The organism is Streptomyces sp. NPDC052109 (assembly GCF_040680195.1).
Taxonomy (GTDB): domain Bacteria; phylum Actinomycetota; class Actinomycetes; order Streptomycetales; family Streptomycetaceae; genus Streptomyces.
Window position 1 is genome coordinate 44,422 of sequence record NZ_JBFAWF010000016.1, and the last position, 18,122, is coordinate 62,543.

Consider the following 18,122-nt stretch of genomic DNA (forward strand, 5'->3'; position numbering starts at 1 on the left):
GGGCGCAGCGCCACTCATCGTGCGGTGGGCCGGTGCCGTCCGGCACCCGCGCAGTGTTGTACCGCCTCCGGCCGTGCTGCCTCTTCGGTGCAGACCGGGCGTGAGGCGCCGCCGAGCCACACCTAGGAGCGGAGCCGATGAAGAAGTCCCTGAAGACTGTGGAGAGGCGGGTGGCCGTGCAGTTGGTCGTCTCGCACGCCTACTCACTGCCTCTTTGCGTACGTCTGCGGTACGAGCCCGCTGATCCCTATGTCGTCCATGCCGTCTTCTTCGTCGACTGTGACGAGCCGGTCGAATGGGTCCTGGGGCGGGATCTTCTGGCTGGTGGCCTGAAGGGTTCCGGGGGCTGCGCGGATGTCCGAATCTGGTCGGGCGCGGGGCGGGGCGATCCGTCGATGTACATCGCCCTCCGGTCTTCCGCAGGCACCGCCCTGCTCGAGGTCCCCGTGCGGGACATCACGTCCTTCCTGCAGGACACGGAGGGTCTGGTGCCACGGGGTACCGAGTCCCGACACATCGACTGGGATGCCGAACTGGCGCACCTCCTCTCCCATGGCTGATCGCCGCCATCCACGTTCAGAAGCGAAGGAACCAGTGTCATGTCCCAGTACCAGCTTCGTGTCTACACCCTGCGCAGCCCCGACGCGCTCTCCGCCTACGAGAAGATCTGGGCCCGGCACATTCCCGGCATGGCCAAACACCGGATCGTCACACACGGCATCTGGACGGTGCCCGCAGCGCCCGGAAGCGAGACTCCCCGGCTGTACGCCCTCGTTTCCTACGGGGACGCCGACGACGTGCGGGAGCGGCTGGAGGCGTACCTGTCGAGTCCTGAATTCCGCGCGGACATGGAGGGCTTCGACATCAGCCAGATCGTCGGCCTCGACGAGACCCTGCTCACGCCCACCGTGGACTCACCCTTGCGCTGACGGCCGACCTGCGAACGACTGAGGCGGCCGGCAGGGCCGGCATCCGGCGGCACTCGGGCTCGGCGACGGCGATGCGCTCTTCGGGAGCGGTATGGGGCAGCGTCGTCGTCCGGAGCGCGAGCGGGCCGCACGGCGGCGCCGGTAGCCCTGCCCGCCGCCGGACGCCGCGGCTCCTGGGATCGTCCGAGCCCCGTGGGCACGCATACCGCCCGGGCGAGCACACCGGCGGCAAGGGCCAGCCGGAAATGGCCGGGGATGCCGGCGAAACGCTGCGGAGGCGCAGCCCGCAGCGGCGAACCTGAAGACGGCATAGCCCGGAGGGCCGATCCAGGTGGCCTGTCACACGCGCTTGTGTGCGGCGGCGAGGAGCGCTGCCGTGGCGACCCGGACCACCGTACTGTCCGTGGCGGCGGGGGTCGCCAGCCCCCCGCTGCTCGCGGCCGTACCGAGCACGACAGAGGCCAGGGCTCGGGCGCGGGCAGCGTAGGGCAGGCTGCGTCCGTGGAGCGCGCACGTGGATCCGCCGACGGTGCACACCATCAGGTCGGCTCGGCCGGCGACCGGCAGGATCGGACCCGGCGCGACCGCCGTCAGCAGGACACTGAGCGCTGTCCTGGGCCACAGAGCGGCCGCCCGGCCCAGCCGCAACGCATCGCGCGCCGACGGTGGCGCATCGGGACGGTCTTTCCGAAGGGGACGGGGTGCTCCCTGTGCGTCACGACGCGTCCGGCCTGGACTCGCCCGGCCATGGACGTGCCCAAGCCGCAACACCTTGGGACACGGGCTCAGCGGTCTGCGCCCGGCCTGGTACGACCCGCGGCGAGCCGGCCCTCCAGGCCCGTGATGAGCGTGTCGATCACCAGCCGGAACATATGGTCCTGATCCGGGCCTGCACGGTCTGCGTCCGTGGCCTCGTCCACCCCGGCAGCCGCACCAGGGGGCTTGAGGCTCGCCCACTGCTGGAGCGAGCCGTTGAGCTCGGCGCTGAGAATACCGACGACCACGGCGACCATGAGGGCCGCGATCTCCGGGACCTCCGAATGCGACACCCCGGCAGCGGCCACGATCGCGGTGAGCCCGGTCCAGAACGGGTCGTCGGACTGGATGAAGTCCGGCTGGCTGAACGAGTAGGCCATCAGCATGGGGTGACGGTGTGCCAGGGTCCGGAAGTCCGTGGCGAGCAGGCGGATGCGCTCCTGCCAGGGAGCATCTTCCAGCGTCACGGTACGGAACTGGGCGCCGACCGTCCTCGCCACGCCGCGCAGCACCGCGTCCTTGTTCGGCACGTGGTGGTACAGCGACATCGGGTTGGCGTCGAGCGCGGTCGCCAGTTTGCGCATGGTGAGCGCCTCGACCCCGTCCTGGTCGATGAGCCGCAGGGCGGCGGCGTAGATCCCGACCTCGGTCAGAGGGACGTCTCTCTTTCTGGTCCCGCGCGGGGGGCGGCTCACGTTTTCCATACTTAGTATGGTATCAGTTCCGTACGTCGTATGGAAAGCAGTTCCCCGGGGCTACGGCAGGACTGTGCCGTGAACGCTCTTTCAGGACAAGCCCTTCAACGCGGCGTCGACAACGGCGCTGACGGCGTCACGGCCCAGGCGGTTTCCGGCGAGGAAGCGCTCGAAGAAGAGGGGCCCGGCGGTGGCCATGGCGAACGTCGCCGGGGTGACGCCGGACCGGAGCCGGCCGCGCTCGACGGCCGCGGTGACAGCGGGACGCAGGGCTTCGGCGATCTGGTCCACCAGCGCCTCCCGGAGGCGTCGGATACCTTCGTCGTGCCGTGAGCCGCCGAGGATCGTCGCAAGGACGGCGCCTGCCTGCTCGTCGTCCCACCGTTCGGCCAGTTCGCCGAGGCGGTAGACGAGTTCCGCTCGCGGATCGTCGCCGGAGGTGATCCGAAGGTGCTCAGGCATCGGTGGCAAGGGCGGCATGCCGGCTTCCAGCGCGGCCATTCGGAGGTCGTGCAGGCTGGTCCAGTGCCGATAGACGGTGGCTCGGCCGACACCCGCGCGGGTGGCGACCGTTTGATGCGTCACGGCCTCCAGCCCGCTTTCCGTGAGCAATGCGGTGGCCGCCGCCATGATGGCCTCACGACTGCGCAACAGGCGCGGATCGGTGCGAATTTCCAACCTCTTACACCTTTCTGTCGGACGGTCTCGGCGATCGGTGGGCCCCTGCCGTCGAGTGGGGGTGTGGCCATGCGGCGACAGCGGGTTCGCGGGGTGTGCCTCAGCTTTGCCATACCATGTATGGCTTCAATTCGTTCATATGTACGGACATGATGATCGCATTTAGTGCCATGTAGAACATTCGATCGTCTCCGGAGGTGGCGTCCGCAGGCTCGCCCTCTCCTGTCGCACCGGTGGCGGGCGGCAGGGTCGACCACCGGCGAAGCGCGCCGTTGATCTCGGCGATCAGCACGCCGAACACGGCGGCGCAGATGACCGCGGCGACCCGGGACACGTCCTGTTGCGGTACTCCGGCACTGGTCAGCACGTCGGCGAGGGCGAGCCAGAAGGGGTCCTCGGGCTGGACGAAGTCCGGCTGCCCGAAGGAATAGGTCATGAGCTTGGGGTGACGGTGCGCCAGGGCGCGGAAGTCCTCGGCGAGCTGGCGGATGCGCTCCTGCCAGGGGCGGTCCTCCTGTGTCACGGTGCGGAACTGGGCGCCGACCATGGCCGCGACGCCACGCAGCAGTGCCTCCTTGTTGGGCACGTGGTGATACAGCGACATCGGGTTCGCGTCCAGCGCGGCCGCGAGCTTGCGCATGGTGAGGGTCTCCACCCCGCCGGTGTCGATGAGGCGCAGCGCGGCGGCGTAGATCCCGGCCTCAGTCAGGGGTGTGTCTCTTTTCTTGGTCCCTCGAGGGGCGCGCTTCGCGGTTTCCATACTTAGTATGGTATCACTTCCATACGACGTATGGTTCTGTCGTGCACCGCGGCATCCCCGCGCCCTTGCCCTTCCCTCTCTCCACACAAAGGAGCAAGCCATGACCACACACTCCGCGAACGACCTTCGCCCCATCCGGTCCCCGCGCGGGATCCCCCTTCTCGGCAACACGCCGCAGATCCCCGACACCAATCCGGTGGAGTACTTCGGCGAGCTGTCCAAGCAGTTCCCCGAGGGCATCTACGGCATGGACATCGCCGGCATCGAGCAGGTCTTCGTCTACGACCCGGACCTGGTGGCCGAGGTCTGCGACGAGACGCGGTTCTTCAAGCAGATCGACAAGACGCCGCTGCAGCACGTCCGGGACTTCGCGGGCGCGGGCCTGTTCACCGCCCACCAGCACGAAGAGGAATGGGGCATGGCCCACCGTGTCCTGCTGCCGGCCTTCAGCCAGCGGGCCATGAAGGCCTACTTCGGACAGATGCTGGAGATCGCCCAGAACCTGGCGGGCAAGTGGGATCGCAGGGAGGGGCAGCCGGTCAACATCACCGACGACTACACCCGGCTGACGCTGGACACGATCGCTCTGTCGGGATTCGGTTACCGGTTCCAGTCCTTCGACAAGGAAGAGCTGCACCCCTTCCTCAACGCACTGCTGGGCGCGCTGGTGGAGTCGCTGCGGCGCTCCCAGGAGCTGCCGATGATGACCAAGCTGCGCAAGGCGGACGACCGGAAGTACCGCGACAACATCCGGCTGATGCAGGACCTGGTCGAGAGCGTGATCAAGGACCGGCGCGAGGGGAAGGGCACCGGTGAGGACGATCTGCTGGGCCTGATGATGGAGGCCGTCGATCCGGAGACCGGCAAGCTGCTGGCGGACGACAACGTCCGCGACCAGGTGCTGACGTTCCTGATCGCCGGTCACGAGACCACCAGCGGTCTGCTGTCCTTCGCCACGTACTCGCTGATGCGCAATCCGCACGTCCTGGCGCAGGCGTACGCCGAGGTGGACCGCCTGATGCCAGGCGACACGGTCCCGGACTACGACACGATCATGCAGCTGGACGTCATTCCGCGGATCCTGGACGAGACCCTGCGCCTGTGGGCTCCGATCCCGGCGTTCGGCAAGGCCCCGCTGGAGGACACCGTCATCGGTGGCCGCTACATGCTCAAGAAGGGCACACGGGTCAACATCCTCGAGGGGCCCCTGCACACCCACCCCAAGGCGTGGGACCGGCCGGACGAGTTCGACATCGACCGGTGGCTGCCGGAGAACCGTGCCCAGCAGCACCCGCACGCGTACAAGCCGTTCGGCAACGGCGTGCGTGCCTGCATCGGCCGCCAGTTCGCGCTCACCGAGGCCCGCCTGGCCCTGGCACTGGTGCTGCAGAAGTTCAAGCTCTCGGACACCGGCGACTACAAGATGGACGTGCGGGAGGCACTGACGCGCAAGCCCGGCAACTTCGAGCTGATCGTCCGTCGCCGTCAGGAGCACGAGCGGACCGTCTTCGGCGCCGCGGAGCTGCAGACCGGCGACACGCAGGCGCAGACGGCGGTCAGCGGTGTCGGGGTGAACCTGACCGTCGCCTACGGCTCCAGCCTCGGCTCCTGCGAGGACCTGGCGCGCACCATCGCCGACCGCGGCGAGCGCTCGGGGTTCGGCACCACGCTGGTGAGCCTGGACGAGCTGGGCGACAACCTGCCCACCGAGGGGCTGCTCGCCGTCGTCGCCGCCAGCTACAACGGCAAGGCCCCCGACAGCGCGCAGCGCTTCGACGACCTCCTCGCCGCCGGACTGCCGGAGGGCGCGCTGTCGAATGTGCGGTTCGCGCTGCTGGGCGCCGGCAACACCCAGTGGGTGGCCACCTACCAGGCATTCCCCAAGCGGATCGAGGAGGGCCTGCTGGCCGCCGGCGCCACGCCGGTCGTCGAGCGCGGCATCGCGGACGCCGCCGGAGACTTCGACGGCATGGCCTCCCGCTGGATGGACACCCTGTGGGCCACCCTGGCCGAGGAGTACGCCGCCGACACCTCCGAGGCGACCGGCCCGCGCTACCAGGTCCAGCTGCTCACCGAGTCCGACGTGCGCCCCGCCATCGTCTCCGAGCAGGCGTACCCGCTCACGGTCGTGGCCAACGAGGAGCTCGTGGCCGACGCGACCGGCCTGTGGGACTTCAGCATCGAGCCGCCGCGCCCGTCCGCGAAGTCCATCACCTTCGAGCTGCCCGACGGTGTCACCTACGACACCGGCAACCACCTGGCCGTGTTCGCCAAGAACGACCTCGCCCTGGTGGAGCGCGCACTGAGGCGGCTCGGTGTCGAGTACGGCCAGGTGCTCCGGCTCGACCAGCCCGGCGGCGGCCGCACCCACCTGCCGGTCGGCGTGCCCGTCACCGCCGGCATCCTGCTCACCGAGTTCCTGGAACTGCAGGACGTGGCCACACGCTCCCAGATCCAGACACTGGCCGAGTACACCCAGTGCCCCTGGACCCGGCCGCAGCTCCAGGCGTACACCGCCGAGACGGAGGAGGCCGAGGAGCGCTACCAGAAGGAGATCCTCGGCAAGCGGGTCTCGGTGCTGGGCCTGCTGGAGCGCTTCGAGGCGGTCGAGCTGCCGCTGGCGGTCTTCCTGGAGATGATGGGGCCGATCCGCCCCCGCTTCTACTCCATCTCCTCCGCCCCGTCGGCCAACCCGCGCCACGTACGCCTGACCGTCGGCCTGCTGGAGGGCCCGGCCCTGTCCGGCGACGGCCAGTACCGCGGCACCTGCTCCTCCTACATCGCGGGCCTCGAGCCCGGGGACGTCGTCTACGGCTACGTCCGCGTGCCCTCCCCGACGTTCGCCCCGCCCGCCGACCCCGCCACTCCGCTGATCCTGATCGGTCCGGGCACCGGCATCGCGCCGCTGCGCGGCTTCCTGGAGGAGCGTGCCTGGCAGCACGCCGACGGCACGCAGGTCGGCCTGTCCCAGGTCTTCGTCGGCTGCCGCCACCCGGAGCACGACTACTTCTACCGTCAGCAGATGCAGGACTGGGAGCAGGCCGGGATCGCGCAAATCCACACCGCCTTCTCCGCGGTGACCGGCCACCCGGCCCGGTTCGTGCAGAACGCCATCGCAGGCGCAGCCGACACGGTGTGGCAGGCCATCCAGGACGGCGCGTACATCTACGTCTGCGGGGACGGCCGCCGCATGGCACCCGCCGTCCGCGAGGCCCTCGCCGCCATCTACCGCCAGAAGACCGGCAGCGACGACGAGACGGCCCAGCAGTGGCTCGCCCGGCTCGAGGCCGACGAGCGCTACCAGCAGGACGTCTTCGCCTGACCGCCGCACGCCGTCACGGCGTGCGACCCCCAGCCGCCGGGAGGCGTGCGGCATCCCCCGCTGCCGGCCGTACGCCTCCCGGCCACCACAAGCCATTCGGACACCACATGACACCCATCGACCCGAAACCGTCGGGGGTGCCCTTCACAGAAAGCAGATCGTCATGGACACCATGCTCGCCGGACGCTTCCACCTGGACAGCAAGAAGTTCGCCGTGGAGGAGGTCCGCATCCCCGTGCCAGGCCCGGGCGAGGTCCTCATCGAGGTGAAGGCCGCAGGCGTCTGCCTGTCGGATGTCCACCTGATCGACGGCTCCCTCGTCCCGCTGTTCGCCACCTCCGACACGGTCACCGTCGGCCACGAGGTCGCCGGTGTGGTCCACACGCTCGGCCCCGACCTCAAGCGCGGCCTGGCGGTCGGCACCCGCGTCACCCTGGAGGCCGGCAAGACCTGCGGTAAGTGCGCCGGATGCGTGCGCCGCCGCCCCTGCACCCAGATGCTCACCGCCGGCATCGACTACGACGGCGGCTGGGCCGAGTACGTGATCGCCCGCGAGGACACCCTCATCCCCATCCCCGACAGCCTTCCCTTCGACCAGGCCGCGATCATCCCCGACGCGGTCTCCACCCCCTACGCCGCCGTCGTCACCACCGCGGGCGTACGTCCCGCCCAGTCCGTCGGCGTCTGGGGCGTGGGCGGAGTCGGCGCGCACAACGTACGTGTCGCCCGCCTGGTCGGCGCCGCTCCGATCATCGCCGTAGACCCGCTGCCCAGTGCCCGAGAGCGCGCCCTGGCCTTCGGCGCGGACCACGCCCTGGACCCGGCCGCCCCCGACTTCGCCGACCAGGTCCGCGCCGTCACCGACGGACGGGGCCTGGACTTCGCCTTCGACTGCGCCGGCGTCCCCGCCGTCCGCGAGCAGGCCGCCTCCGTGCTCGGACTGGGCGGCTCCCTGATCCTTGTGGGCATCACGCCGAGGCCGCTCACCATCACCGAGGGCCTGACCTTCAACTACATGTGCAAGCAGGTCCGCGGCCACTACGGCGGCAGCCCCGAGTCGGTTTCCGAGCTGGTGCGACTGAGCGCAGCCGGCCGCCTCGACCTGGCCCCCTCCATCACCGACCACATCTCGCTCGTGGACGCGGCCGACGCGGTCAGCCGTCTGGAGAACAAGATCGGCGACCCGATCCGCCTCATTCTCGTCCCCTGACACCTGTCAGCAGGACACCAGGCCACCTCGGGCAGGGGTGAGTGGGCGCCGGTGCTTGAGGGAGCACCGGCGCCCACGGCTTTCCGGCAATCGTGGAGAGACACAACCATGCAGACGACCGACGTCCTGGGCCGCGCTCCGCAGCGCAAGGACGCTCACTCCAACCGCAGACGCATCCTCGCGACCGCCCGGCAGAAACTGCGGGAGGACTCCGACGCGAGTCTCGACAGCATCGCTCAGGCGGCCGGCGTCGCCCGGCGCACCCTCTACGGACACTTCCCCAGCCGACATGCGCTGATCGCCGACCTGACGCAGGAAGCAGGCCATGAACTCCGGCAGGCGTTCGCCGCAGCCCGCGCTCCGGATGCCGACCCGATCGCGGCGATGACACGGATGGTGCTGGCAGCATGGGCGGTGGGCGACCACTACCGCATGCTCGTCGCCCTGGGGCGGAGCCGTCTGGGAGAGGACGCGATCCCTGCCCCCCTGGCACCGGCCCGTGACGAGGCCGTCGCGACCCTACGACGTGGTCAGCGCGAAGGCGTCTTCGCGGACCACCTTCCGGCACCGGTCCTCGCCCAAGCGCTGGAGGCACTGATGCTGGCCCTCGCCGAGGAGAACGCCGCGGGCAGGTGGGCGGACCCCACGGGCGAGGCCTCGGCGACCGCATTCCTCGTCGCCGCCGGCGTGGCGCCACAGGTGGCTGCGCTCCAGGTGCGGGACGTTGTCGAGCGCTGTCGGGCAGCGGGCGCCGGGTGACCTCATGCTCCAGTCCGAGAGCCCCGAGGGACAGCAGGCCCGCCCCGCGCGTCCTGCGCGACACCCCGGAAGCCCGATCCGGACCGGGCCGAGGCGTTCGCACGTGACGTCGGCTTCGCGCTCTCCGCCCGCACCCGGAACGAACGCTGGCTACGCGGCACGTTCGCGGGCTCTCCCTCCATGGTCGTCCGGCCCGGGCGCGTCCCCCGCTTCCCCGGGCCGGCGTTCCGCGCGGCCGAGCGGGCCGATGCGGACCGGCCGGCCGCCGCCGTCGCACACCGTCCGGGACATCGACGTACCGCGCGGCGGTCGGTCGCCCTACCCTGGACGACGCCCTGCGCGAGACGATCCGCGACGCCATCCGCATCGGAGCCTCACCCGCCACGTCCCCGACGAGCTCCTCGCCGTGCCGGCCATCCCGCACACCAAGACCGGCAAGGAACTCGAGGTCCCGGTCAAGCGCCCCCTCCAGGACCCCACCGAGCAGGACCTCAATCCCTCGGCGGTCGACACCCCACACCTCGCCCCCGCGGTCGTCTGCGCCGCACTGGACGCCTGGGCATCTCGTGCTTCTCGCCGGTGTCGGCTCGTACCGTTGGCCGGGAGCTGTGTCGACCACCTGTGATGCTCAGGACCGGCGTGCTCGCCGGCCGCTGCGCGCGGGCGGCGAAGGACCCTTGAGTCCTGTTAGCGAGCCCACGCTGGCGCTGGCACACTGAATATGTGGTTCCGCTGATGGCCGCGACCGACCTGGCCGCGTCCTCATCACTCACGGGCGCCGGCGTGGTGTCGGTCTGCGCATTGCTCTTCACCGTGGCGTCGTTCTGGTGGCTCAACGCCAGACAAGGGCGTCTGAAGACGTGGGAGCCTCATGCCTTCGCAGCGATCGTCCACTCTTCCACGGCCCGCCTGCGGCTCCCGCTCGTCCTTCACAACACCGGCCCCAAGCCGATAGTCGTACAGGACCTCATCCTGACCTTTCCTGACGAGCCCGCTTCTCACCTGCCGCTGCTGTGGGTGTCCTCACCATCTCGTCTCCAGCCGGCGCCGGACGAGGATGCGAAGCTGCCGGCCGGATTCGTCGTGTCCGGCAGAGAAGCGCAACAACTCTTCATCGAGTTCGAGGCACCCTTCTCCGGGTTCATGCCGGAAGCCCGTGACTACAAGGTCCAGCTGCAAGCCAGGGTCGGCCACCGCAAGGGGTGGCGCCGCCTGCTGACGTTCACCCTGCGGGCCGCCAACATCATCCATCCGGATCGCTACACCGTCTACAAGAACGCGCCGATCGAACTGACCAAGGAGGATCGGAAGAGAGCAGACGCTGCGCTGCTGGAGCTCTTGGACGAGCATGGGGAAGCCTCCGCTACCGGAGAGAGGAACCAGCGGGACTCACCGAACGATGATGGCGACACCGGCCCGGGACCGCACACCTAGACGCCGGCCCCACGCCGTCCTCATCACCGCAAAGACGCGGGGGACCGAAACAGCGGTGGTCGGTCCGTCCCCCGCCGAGGCGATGAAGCCGCTGCGGCTCGCAAACACGCCCGGGTTCGGAGTAGCTCAGGTGCCGCCGGCAGGACATCGCCGGTCGACGATCGCGCTCGAACCCAGGTGCTCAAACGCGGGCTGAATGCCCGCCGGCGTTGTGCAGCCGGTACACGCGCTGAGCGTTGCCCCCGAAGATCTGAGCGATCTCGTGAGGGCTGGTCGGCATCAGCGTGGCGGTCAAGCCCGCGATGACCTCCTCGTAGGTGCCGGCAAGCAGGCAGACCGGCCAGTCCGAGCCGAACATGAGGCGGTCCGGTCCGAACCAGTTCACGACGCGGTCGACGAACGGACGCAGGTCGTCAGGTGTCCAGGAGGCCCAGTTCGCCTCGGTGACCATGCCGGACAGCTTGACCGACACGTTCGGCTCTGCCGCGAGTGCCGGCATGCGCTGCGTCCATGGATCGTCCTGGCCCTCGGCAATGCGCGGTTTCGCGATGTGATCGAGTACGAACTGCAGCTCGGGGAATCGTCGGACCGTTTCGGTTGCCGCCGGGAGCTCTCGGGCCCGGACCAAGAGGTCGTAGGCGAGGCCGCGTCGCTGCACCGCGGCGAGGCCGCGCCGCACGTCGTCGCGACCGAGCCAGCACGGGTCCGGTTCGTCGTGCACCTGGTGCCGTATGCCAACCAGCCAGCGACCGAACGGTCCCTCCACCAGCGCGTCGAGATCGTCGCCGACGGTCGGCGACGTCAGGTCGACCCAACCCACGACGCCGTGGACGAAATCGGTCGCCGCCGCCAGTTCCAGGAACTCGCGTGTCTCGCGGACGCTGGAGAGCGTCTGTACGAGGACCGTCCCGCCGATGCCGGCCCCGCGTACGGGCGGCAGCAGGTCATGCGGCTTGAATGCCCGGCGCACCGGATCCATGAGGTCGCCGGCCATCCACGGATACGAATACCGTGCAGGATCCCAGAAGTGCTGATGGGCATCGATACGTACCGTCGTGCTGTTCACGATGTCTCCTCACTGCGGGGTCGGGACGTCGTCGCTGAGCAGTCCGTCGCGCCGAAGATCTACCCAGAGTCGCGGCGGAATCTCGACATCGAACAGCGCCAGGTCCGTGTGGAGTTCGTCGACGGTACGGGGCCCGATCAGTACCGTGCTCACGCTCGGGTGCGCGAGCGGGAACTGTACCGCCGCCGCGGCGAGTGGCACGCCGTGCCTGCTGCAGACCGCCTGGATCGCTGACGCCTTGGCGAGGACCTCCTCGTCGGCGGGAACGTAGTTGAAGTGCGCACCGGGCGTCGGGTTGACCAGGACGCCACTGTTGAAGACACCGCCGACCACAACCGAGACGCCACGCTCCGCACAGAGCGGCATCAGGTCGCTCATCGATGTCTGGTCCAGCAGGGTGTACCGACCAGCGAGGAGCACCACGTCCAAGTCGCAGGCACGAACCAGATCGGCGAGTCGTCGGGAGCTGTTCATCCCCGCCCCGATCGCCTGCACCGTGCCCTCGGCCCGAAGATCCCGCAGCGCGCGGTAACCGGTGGTGCGGGCCTCAGCGAGGTGATTGTCCGGGTCATGCAGATGGAGGATGTCGAATCGGTCGACACCAGCGCGCTGCAGGCTCTCCTCCACCGATCGACGGACACCGTCGTAGCTGAAGTCCCAGACCGGGCCGGCAGATGGCACATCCCGGTAGAACGGAACGCCGTCGTGGAACTGGCTGTCGTCCGGCGGGGCGCCTTCGCGCAGCAGCCGCCCGACCTTCGTGGAAATGATCAGTTCGTGCCGCGGCACCTCGGGGACGGCTTGCCCGACCCGCTGTTCGGCGAGTCCGTGCCCATACAGCGGCGCGGTGTCGAGGTAGCGGATGCCGCCGGCGAGCGCCTGGCCGATCACGGCGACGGCGTCCTCGTCGCTGATCGCTTGTTGGAAGTTGCCGAGGGCGGCGGTCCCCAGTCCGAGTCGGGGAGCGAACAGGTCGGTTCGACCGATCCTGACTGGTGGGGCTGCGGTGATCATGGATGTCTACTCCGGTGGTTGCTCGCCGGCGTGACGCCCAGCTCTGGTGCTGTGGTCGCGCCGGCGCCTTCGATCTGCCATTTCCCCCGCGCTGAACGCATCCTGAGCCGACGGAATGAATTCCGCCAGTGGCTGGGTTTCGCTGGGGACCGTGCCGACGAGATGCTGATGCATCTGCGATCGTGTCGCTGGCGTGGGGACGATGCGGAGGCCGTCGGCCGCGGCCGGCGACGATGTCGAACGTGCTCGTCGCCCGCAGGTGTGGGTGCGCCTGGAGGCCGTCGGCGTGAACCGACTCCTCGAGCCAGTCCGTTTCGACTTCGGCGAGCACCGGCGGCATCCGGTTGGCGTTGCTGAAGTCCAGCGCTGGTTCGCATCGCCCATCAGCACGACGTCGGTGTCGACGCCCTGGCGCACTGCGCGTACCCGAGGGGCGTCTGCCCCACCGGCAGGACCTGCCGCCCTTGACCTTGACCCGGCGCCAACCGCGGCCGACGCGTGAACGGAGGTCGCGCACGACCTCCGCCACGCCGAAGTGGAGCCACCCGCCGTCGGTGTTTCCGTCGATCCAGTGCGTCGGCGGCGAGCAAAGTCGCTCCCACGCGCCGAGAATGTCCTCGGACGATGCCCCTCCGAGGGCCGATGCGCAGTAGCGGTCGCTCACGTGGCAGAGCGGTTCCAGCCCCGATAGGAGGCCGGACACATTGTCTGGCATCTCAAGTCCCACTCGGCGCCCCTTGTCCTGCGCGTGGATCGCACCACGGGTTCGGCAGGGATATTCAGGCACGGGGGATTCCGGTTGGCAATGCCGTATCGCGAATACCTGCGTTCCGTACTACGAATACAGCTACCGGCGGCCCCAGATGAGAGCCCGGAGCGCCATGAGTGTGTGGCACGCCAGGGCGACCCGGCGCCGGCCAGGGCGCCCTCCTCGGCTGCCGGGCAAGTCTCAAGGGCGTTCAGGTGTCAGCAGGCTGCGGTCCGCCGAGGACGATGCGGCGTATCGGGCTTGGTACGTGGAGATGGCGCGTCTGACGATGCGGGGACTGATGCGCGGGCGTCGTGAAGGCTGCTGGTGGCGTCCGCTATGGTGGTCCGCGGGAGTTGATGGACCACCAGCAGGGCGTGGATCTCCTGGTCGGTGTCCTCCGGGTGCGGGCTCATGAGGACCGGGCGCCCAGAATGCAGCCGGATCGAGCCCGGGGCGGGCATCGTCTCGCGCCAGCCGACCACGCAGGCCGCGAGGGTCCGGGGCGGACACGGTGTCGGCCTGCTGAACAGCCTGGCGGGCGCAACGGTCCGCACTGCGAGCTTGAGGCCAGGGAGCCCACCAACCGGCGCCTCTGTACCGGTGGACTGAAGTCCTCGCGTCTTCGCGACGCCTGCCGGGACGTCGGGCGGGCTGAACCGACGGGGGACCGCGCCGGGGAGGACGACGCCGGCCAGGTACGGCGGTCGAGCAGGAACGCGGTGGGCACAGCCGACCGGATCGGCACACTTCACCACCGCTGTCGCCACCGGTAGGCGACGGAATCGTCACCAGACGATGCCGCCACGCCCGCCGGACTATGCCGGTCGACGGGTGCGAGCACACCGGCCACCACGCGGAATTGGCCATCGATCGCCCTTATTCGCGGGGCGAATCAAGCACATTCGCGATGCGGCGTTGCAACGGACGGCCGAGCATGCCTGAATGTCAGCAACATTACGGCCAGATCACCACCATGGGCCACAGTATTAACAGTCGCGATCCCGTACACGTCGACGCGCGCATATCTGTGTGCGACCGGCGGCTGCTGTCGAGTGCCGGGTGACGGAAATGCGGTGAACAGGTGAAGCATGGATAGCTCAAAAGCGCAGAAAGACCCGACCGTGGGCCGGGGCGACCCTCAGTCCATTCGGCGGCCGACCGCGATACGAGGGGCACGTCGACACGGGAACACCGGGATTGACCCGGACCGCCGCGGCCCCCGACCCACGTGTGCTCACGGCCCCTGCACCGGACGGTTCGATCATCCACTTCCGGCGCCGCACGCCGCGCTCTGCTCGACGATCCCCGGAGTTCGCCACACCCCTCCGTACCGCCATATCCCGCCCCTGCGGGCGCCTGCGCCATCGAAGGAGAGCTGACTGTGGTGTCCACTTCCGCGGGAACCAGCGTCTCGCCGGTTCGTCGTGACCGCCGTACGGTGAAGGTGAACAGGAGCCCCTCGCGCCGCAACGACGGGCGCCTCGCCCTCCTCCTCATCCTCCCGGCCACCGTCGGATTCGTGGTCTTCGCCGCCTATCCGACATTGCGCGGAATCTATCTCAGCTTCACGGACTTCCGGATCCTGACGCCCCCGACGTGGAGCGGGCTCGCGAATTATCGGCAACTGCTCTCGGACAGCGTTTTCTGGGAATCGCTGCGAACGACGCTGTACTTCGTGGCACTTACCGTCGTCGTCGGACTCGCCGTGTCACTGGCCACCGCGGTCATTCTGCACCGGCTGACCAAGTCGACGGTCGTTCGCGGTCTTGTGCTCCTGCCGTTCCTGATATCCGGTGTCGTCGCCGCCTTGGTGTGGCAGTGGATGCTGGATCCCGGGCTCGGCATCGTCAACGTCGTCGTCAAGGCACTGTTCGGCCACAACATCCTCTTCCTCGGCTCGGAGGGATGGGTCATCCCGTCGCTTTCCGTGATTGCCGTCTGGAAGGCGATGGGATACAACGCGATCCTGATCTTCGCCGGCCTCCAGACCATTCCCGGCGAGATCTACGAGGCCGGACGGATGGACGGCGCCGGCGAAGTCCGAATGTTCACGAAGCTCACGCTGCCCTTGCTCCGCCCGATCATGGCAATGGTCATCATCCTGACCGTGATCAGTTCGTTCCAGGTCTTCGACCTTGTCGCCGTCACCACAAAGGGAGAGCCGGCCAACGCTTCGAACGTGCTGCCGCTCTACATCTACAAGACGGGGTTCAGCGAATTCAACTTCGGCTACGCACTCACGATGTCCATGGCCCTGTTCGTGATGCTGCTAGCGATCACATTCGTCCAGATGCGTCTGCTTCGCGCGAACGACTCGGACACGAACTGAAGGCGTAACGATGACAACGAACCTCATCGACGAAACGCGCGTAGCGACCGGAACGCCGTCAACCGTGAACCGCGCACGACGACGCCGCGTACCGGTGGGCAGGACGCTCGCCTGGACGTACCTCGTGCTGTTCCTCCTCGTCACGGTCTTTCCCTTCTACTGGATCCTCCGGACGGCTCTCTCCAACAACTACGCGCTCACCCGCGACCCCTCCTCGCTGGTGCCCGTCGATTTCACGCTCGGCCCGTTCAAGCGGGTGCTCGGGCTGGCCACGCGTGCGGAAGCGATCGCCGAGGGGGGCTCGGGCGCCTCCATCGAACTCGGGTCCTTCATCCGGAACTCCGTCATCTACGCGACCACGCTCACGGCCCTCGTGGTCCTCTGCTCGCTCCTCGCGGCGTACGCCTTCTCCCGCCTGCAGTGGCGAGGCAGGAACGTGGTCTTCTCCATCTTCCTGAGCGGTCTCATGATTCCCGGAATCATGACGCTGCTGCCCAACTTCGTCCTGATACACGACCTCGGCCTCACCAACACGTTCGCCGGCCTCATCCTGCCGGGTGCGCTGTTCTCGGCGTTCAACATCTTCTTCCTGAGGCAGTTCATGCTGGGACTGCCCAGTGACATCGAGGACGCCGCGCTCATCGACGGCGTCGGTCGGTTCAGGTTGCTCTTCCGCATCACCGTCCCCATGACGGCCGGTCCGTTGACGACCCTGTCACTGCTCACGTTCATCACGGCGTGGAACGACTACTTCTGGCCGCTGATGGTGGCGAATGACCCGAGCGTGCGGCCGCTGACGGTGGCCCTGGGCATCTTCCAGCAGGCGTCGCCCCAGAGTCAGCCCGACTACGCCGGGCTCATGGCGGCCGCGCTTGTCGCCGCCTTCCCCATGCTCGTGCTCTTCACGATCTTCGGAAAGCGCATCGTCGACTCGATCGGTTTTACCGGAATCAAGTAGAGCCCGTCCCGAGCCGCCCGGACGCCGCGGTGAGCGGCGACATCTCGACAAACGAAGTGCTCGAACCCGGAAAGAGGGATGGTATGAGAATCAAGCGGATCACCTCCGTTGCCGCGTGTGCCGCCGTGCTGGGGACGTTGGCAGGGTGTGGCGCGGGCTCCTCCGAAAGCTCGGGGGCGGTCACGGTCAACTGGTGGACCTGGTCCCCGGAGCAGGCCGCCGCCTACGAGCAGTGCCTCCCGGGGTTCGAGAAGGCCAACCCCAACATCAAGGTCAAGATCTCGCAGTACCAGGTCGACGCCTACTTCACCAAGCTGACCTCCGGATTCGTCGCCGGGGACGCGCCCGACGCCTTCATGAACAGCGTGACGTACCTGGACTCGTACGCGAGCCAGGGACAGCTCATGCCGCTGGACAAGTTCATCAAGGGCGAGAAATTCGACATGAACCAGTACTCCATCGGTGCGAGCGCCTGGAAGTACAAGGACGGCAAGCAGTACGCCCTCCCGATGGACTGGGCGACCGGAGTGCTGTACTACGACGAGAAAGTCCTCTCCAAGGCCGGGTACAGCAAGAAGGATGTCGACAACCTGACCTGGACCGCGAAGGACGGCGGCACCCTCTGGAAAATGATCAAGCATTTGACGGTCGACGAAAACGGCGTCCGGGGCGACGAACCCGGTTTCAACGCGGCCAAGGTGAAGACGTACGGGATCAACAACCTCGAGGCCACCGGAGATCCGTTCGGCCAGAACTACTGGGGATGGCTGCTCCCCAGCGACGGGATCAACATTCCGAACACCAACCAGTGGCCGACCGTCTTCAACTACGCGGACCCGAAGGTCGTCCAGTCCCTGAAACTCATACGGGGGCTGACCAATGACGGCTTCTCGCCGAAGTTCAAGCAGTTCACCACCGCCGGCACGCAGCAGCTCGGCTCCGGCAACGTGGCCCTGTACGAGGGCGGCACCTGGGACGCGGCCGCGCTCGCGGCACTGCCGGGCATGAAGGTCGGCGTGGCGCCGCTCCCCGCCGGGGCGGGCGGCAAGCGGGCGCTGATGTCGAACTCCAACGGCAACAACATCTGGGTGGGGAGCAAGCACCCGGAGGAGACCTGGAAGTGGATCTCATACCAGGAGAGCGAGGCCTGCCAGACGAAGGCCGCCGTGTACAACGGGTCGTTCCTTCCCTCCATCGCCGCGTCGATGGAGGCCCTGGGCAAGGAGCAGTCCGCCAAGGGAATCGACTTCTCGGTCTTCACGGACTACGTGAAGAACAACGAACTCTTCCCCTCCCCGGTGTACAACAACGGCAATGCGCTGACCAACGCGATGGTGCCGCAGTTCGAGGCCTACTTCACGAACAAGGCCGACGAGAGCATCTTCCGGAAGATGCAGGAGCAGAGCAAGGCGCTCCTGGCCGGCAAGCAGTAGGTTGTTGAGCCGATCCTCATCACAAGCG

14 protein-coding genes and 2 pseudogenes are annotated in these 18,122 nt (G+C 68.2%); 11 read left to right on the forward strand and 5 right to left on the reverse strand.

Translation table 11 applies throughout. The features are described 5' to 3' along the window. The first annotated feature begins 137 nt into the window (after window positions 1-137). The gene (locus AB0L59_RS28035) at window positions 138-560 is read left to right on the forward strand and encodes an SsgA family sporulation/cell division regulator (RefSeq protein WP_365588909.1); all 423 of its coding nucleotides are present in this window, start codon (window positions 138-140) and stop codon (window positions 558-560) included. Window positions 561-599: 39 nt separating this feature from the next. Next, window positions 600-929, forward strand: a complete 330-nt coding sequence (locus AB0L59_RS28040; RefSeq protein WP_365588912.1) for an NIPSNAP family protein — start codon at window positions 600-602, stop codon at window positions 927-929. A gap of 785 nt (window positions 930-1,714) precedes the next feature. On the opposite strand, the gene AB0L59_RS28045 is transcribed toward AB0L59_RS28040, so the two are convergent. The 3 genes from AB0L59_RS28045 to AB0L59_RS28055 all read right to left on the reverse strand — a co-directional run bounded on the left by AB0L59_RS28045 (window position 1,715) and on the right by AB0L59_RS28055 (window position 3,818). Beyond that, entirely contained in the window at window positions 1,715-2,389 is a 675-nt protein-coding gene (locus tag AB0L59_RS28045; protein ID WP_365588914.1) for a TetR/AcrR family transcriptional regulator, read from the reverse strand. A gap of 81 nt (window positions 2,390-2,470) precedes the next feature. Next, complete coding sequence (locus tag AB0L59_RS28050; protein ID WP_365588917.1) at window positions 2,471-3,058, reverse strand: TetR/AcrR family transcriptional regulator; 588 nt, start codon at window positions 3,056-3,058, stop codon at window positions 2,471-2,473. A gap of 100 nt (window positions 3,059-3,158) precedes the next feature. After that, window positions 3,159-3,818, reverse strand: coding sequence for a TetR/AcrR family transcriptional regulator (locus AB0L59_RS28055; protein ID WP_365588919.1), 660 nt, complete (start codon window positions 3,816-3,818; stop codon window positions 3,159-3,161). Window positions 3,819-3,918: 100 nt separating this feature from the next. Here AB0L59_RS28055 and AB0L59_RS28060 point away from each other — a divergent pair, with 100 nt between their 5' ends. From AB0L59_RS28060 to AB0L59_RS28085, 6 genes and pseudogenes are all read left to right on the forward strand, one after another. After that, entirely contained in the window at window positions 3,919-7,140 is a 3,222-nt protein-coding gene (locus AB0L59_RS28060) for a cytochrome P450 (RefSeq protein ID WP_365588921.1), read from the forward strand. Between the two features lie 163 nt (window positions 7,141-7,303). After that, window positions 7,304-8,350 (forward strand): zinc-binding dehydrogenase, encoded by a 1,047-nt coding sequence (locus AB0L59_RS28065; RefSeq protein WP_365588923.1) that lies wholly within the window; start codon window positions 7,304-7,306, stop codon window positions 8,348-8,350. Between the two features lie 108 nt (window positions 8,351-8,458). After that, window positions 8,459-9,109, forward strand: a complete 651-nt coding sequence (locus tag AB0L59_RS28070; RefSeq protein WP_365588925.1) for a TetR/AcrR family transcriptional regulator — start codon at window positions 8,459-8,461, stop codon at window positions 9,107-9,109. Window positions 9,110-9,178: 69 nt separating this feature from the next. After that, window positions 9,179-9,422 (forward strand): annotated as a pseudogene (locus AB0L59_RS28075) (2,3-dihydroxybiphenyl 1,2-dioxygenase); the annotation flags it as partial. A 10-nt stretch (window positions 9,423-9,432) separates the two neighbouring features. After that, window positions 9,433-9,734, forward strand: a pseudogene (locus AB0L59_RS28080) (hypothetical protein); the annotation flags it as partial. A 110-nt stretch (window positions 9,735-9,844) separates the two neighbouring features. Then, window positions 9,845-10,543 (forward strand): hypothetical protein, encoded by a 699-nt coding sequence (locus tag AB0L59_RS28085; RefSeq protein ID WP_365588928.1) that lies wholly within the window; start codon window positions 9,845-9,847, stop codon window positions 10,541-10,543. Window positions 10,544-10,724: 181 nt separating this feature from the next. Here AB0L59_RS28085 and AB0L59_RS28090 read toward each other — a convergent pair whose 3' ends face one another. Both AB0L59_RS28090 and AB0L59_RS28095 read right to left on the reverse strand, forming a co-directional pair. Next, the gene (locus AB0L59_RS28090; RefSeq protein WP_365588930.1) at window positions 10,725-11,609 is read right to left on the reverse strand and encodes an amidohydrolase family protein; all 885 of its coding nucleotides are present in this window, start codon (window positions 11,607-11,609) and stop codon (window positions 10,725-10,727) included. Window positions 11,610-11,618: 9 nt separating this feature from the next. Beyond that, a complete protein-coding gene (locus tag AB0L59_RS28095) occupies window positions 11,619-12,623 on the reverse strand; it encodes an aldo/keto reductase (protein WP_365588933.1) in 1,005 nt (334 codons plus the stop codon). A gap of 2,135 nt (window positions 12,624-14,758) precedes the next feature. On the opposite strand from AB0L59_RS28095, the gene AB0L59_RS28100 reads away from it, so the two are divergent. From AB0L59_RS28100 to AB0L59_RS28110, 3 genes are all read left to right on the forward strand, one after another. Next, window positions 14,759-15,703 carry a sugar ABC transporter permease gene (locus AB0L59_RS28100; protein WP_365588936.1) on the forward strand — a complete coding sequence of 315 codons (945 nt, stop codon included), beginning with the start codon at window positions 14,759-14,761 and terminating at the stop codon, window positions 15,701-15,703. A gap of 64 nt (window positions 15,704-15,767) precedes the next feature. Then, window positions 15,768-16,661 carry a carbohydrate ABC transporter permease gene (locus tag AB0L59_RS28105; RefSeq protein ID WP_365588939.1) on the forward strand — a complete coding sequence of 298 codons (894 nt, stop codon included), beginning with the start codon at window positions 15,768-15,770 and terminating at the stop codon, window positions 16,659-16,661. A gap of 83 nt (window positions 16,662-16,744) precedes the next feature. After that, the gene (locus AB0L59_RS28110; protein WP_365588942.1) at window positions 16,745-18,094 is read left to right on the forward strand and encodes a sugar ABC transporter substrate-binding protein; all 1,350 of its coding nucleotides are present in this window, start codon (window positions 16,745-16,747) and stop codon (window positions 18,092-18,094) included. The last annotated feature ends 28 nt before the right edge of the window (window positions 18,095-18,122 follow it).

What these genes read in the sequence shown, in the direction of transcription:
- AB0L59_RS28110 (WP_365588942.1), top strand. Translation starts at nt 16,745, where the DNA reads ATGAGAATCAAGCGGATCACCTCCGTTGCCGCGTGTGCCGCCGTGCTG.
- AB0L59_RS28085 (WP_365588928.1), top strand. Translation starts at nt 9,845, where the DNA reads ATGGCCGCGACCGACCTGGCCGCGTCCTCATCACTCACGGGCGCCGGC.
- AB0L59_RS28040 (WP_365588912.1), top strand. Translation starts at nt 600, where the DNA reads ATGTCCCAGTACCAGCTTCGTGTCTACACCCTGCGCAGCCCCGACGCG.
- AB0L59_RS28070 (WP_365588925.1), top strand. Translation starts at nt 8,459, where the DNA reads ATGCAGACGACCGACGTCCTGGGCCGCGCTCCGCAGCGCAAGGACGCT.
- AB0L59_RS28045 (WP_365588914.1), bottom strand. Translation starts at nt 2,389, where the DNA reads ATGGAAAACGTGAGCCGCCCCCCGCGCGGGACCAGAAAGAGAGACGTC.
- AB0L59_RS28065 (WP_365588923.1), top strand. Translation starts at nt 7,304, where the DNA reads ATGGACACCATGCTCGCCGGACGCTTCCACCTGGACAGCAAGAAGTTC.
- AB0L59_RS28055 (WP_365588919.1), bottom strand. Translation starts at nt 3,818, where the DNA reads ATGGAAACCGCGAAGCGCGCCCCTCGAGGGACCAAGAAAAGAGACACA.
- AB0L59_RS28035 (WP_365588909.1), top strand. Translation starts at nt 138, where the DNA reads ATGAAGAAGTCCCTGAAGACTGTGGAGAGGCGGGTGGCCGTGCAGTTG.
- AB0L59_RS28060 (WP_365588921.1), top strand. Translation starts at nt 3,919, where the DNA reads ATGACCACACACTCCGCGAACGACCTTCGCCCCATCCGGTCCCCGCGC.
- AB0L59_RS28095 (WP_365588933.1), bottom strand. Translation starts at nt 12,623, where the DNA reads ATGATCACCGCAGCCCCACCAGTCAGGATCGGTCGAACCGACCTGTTC.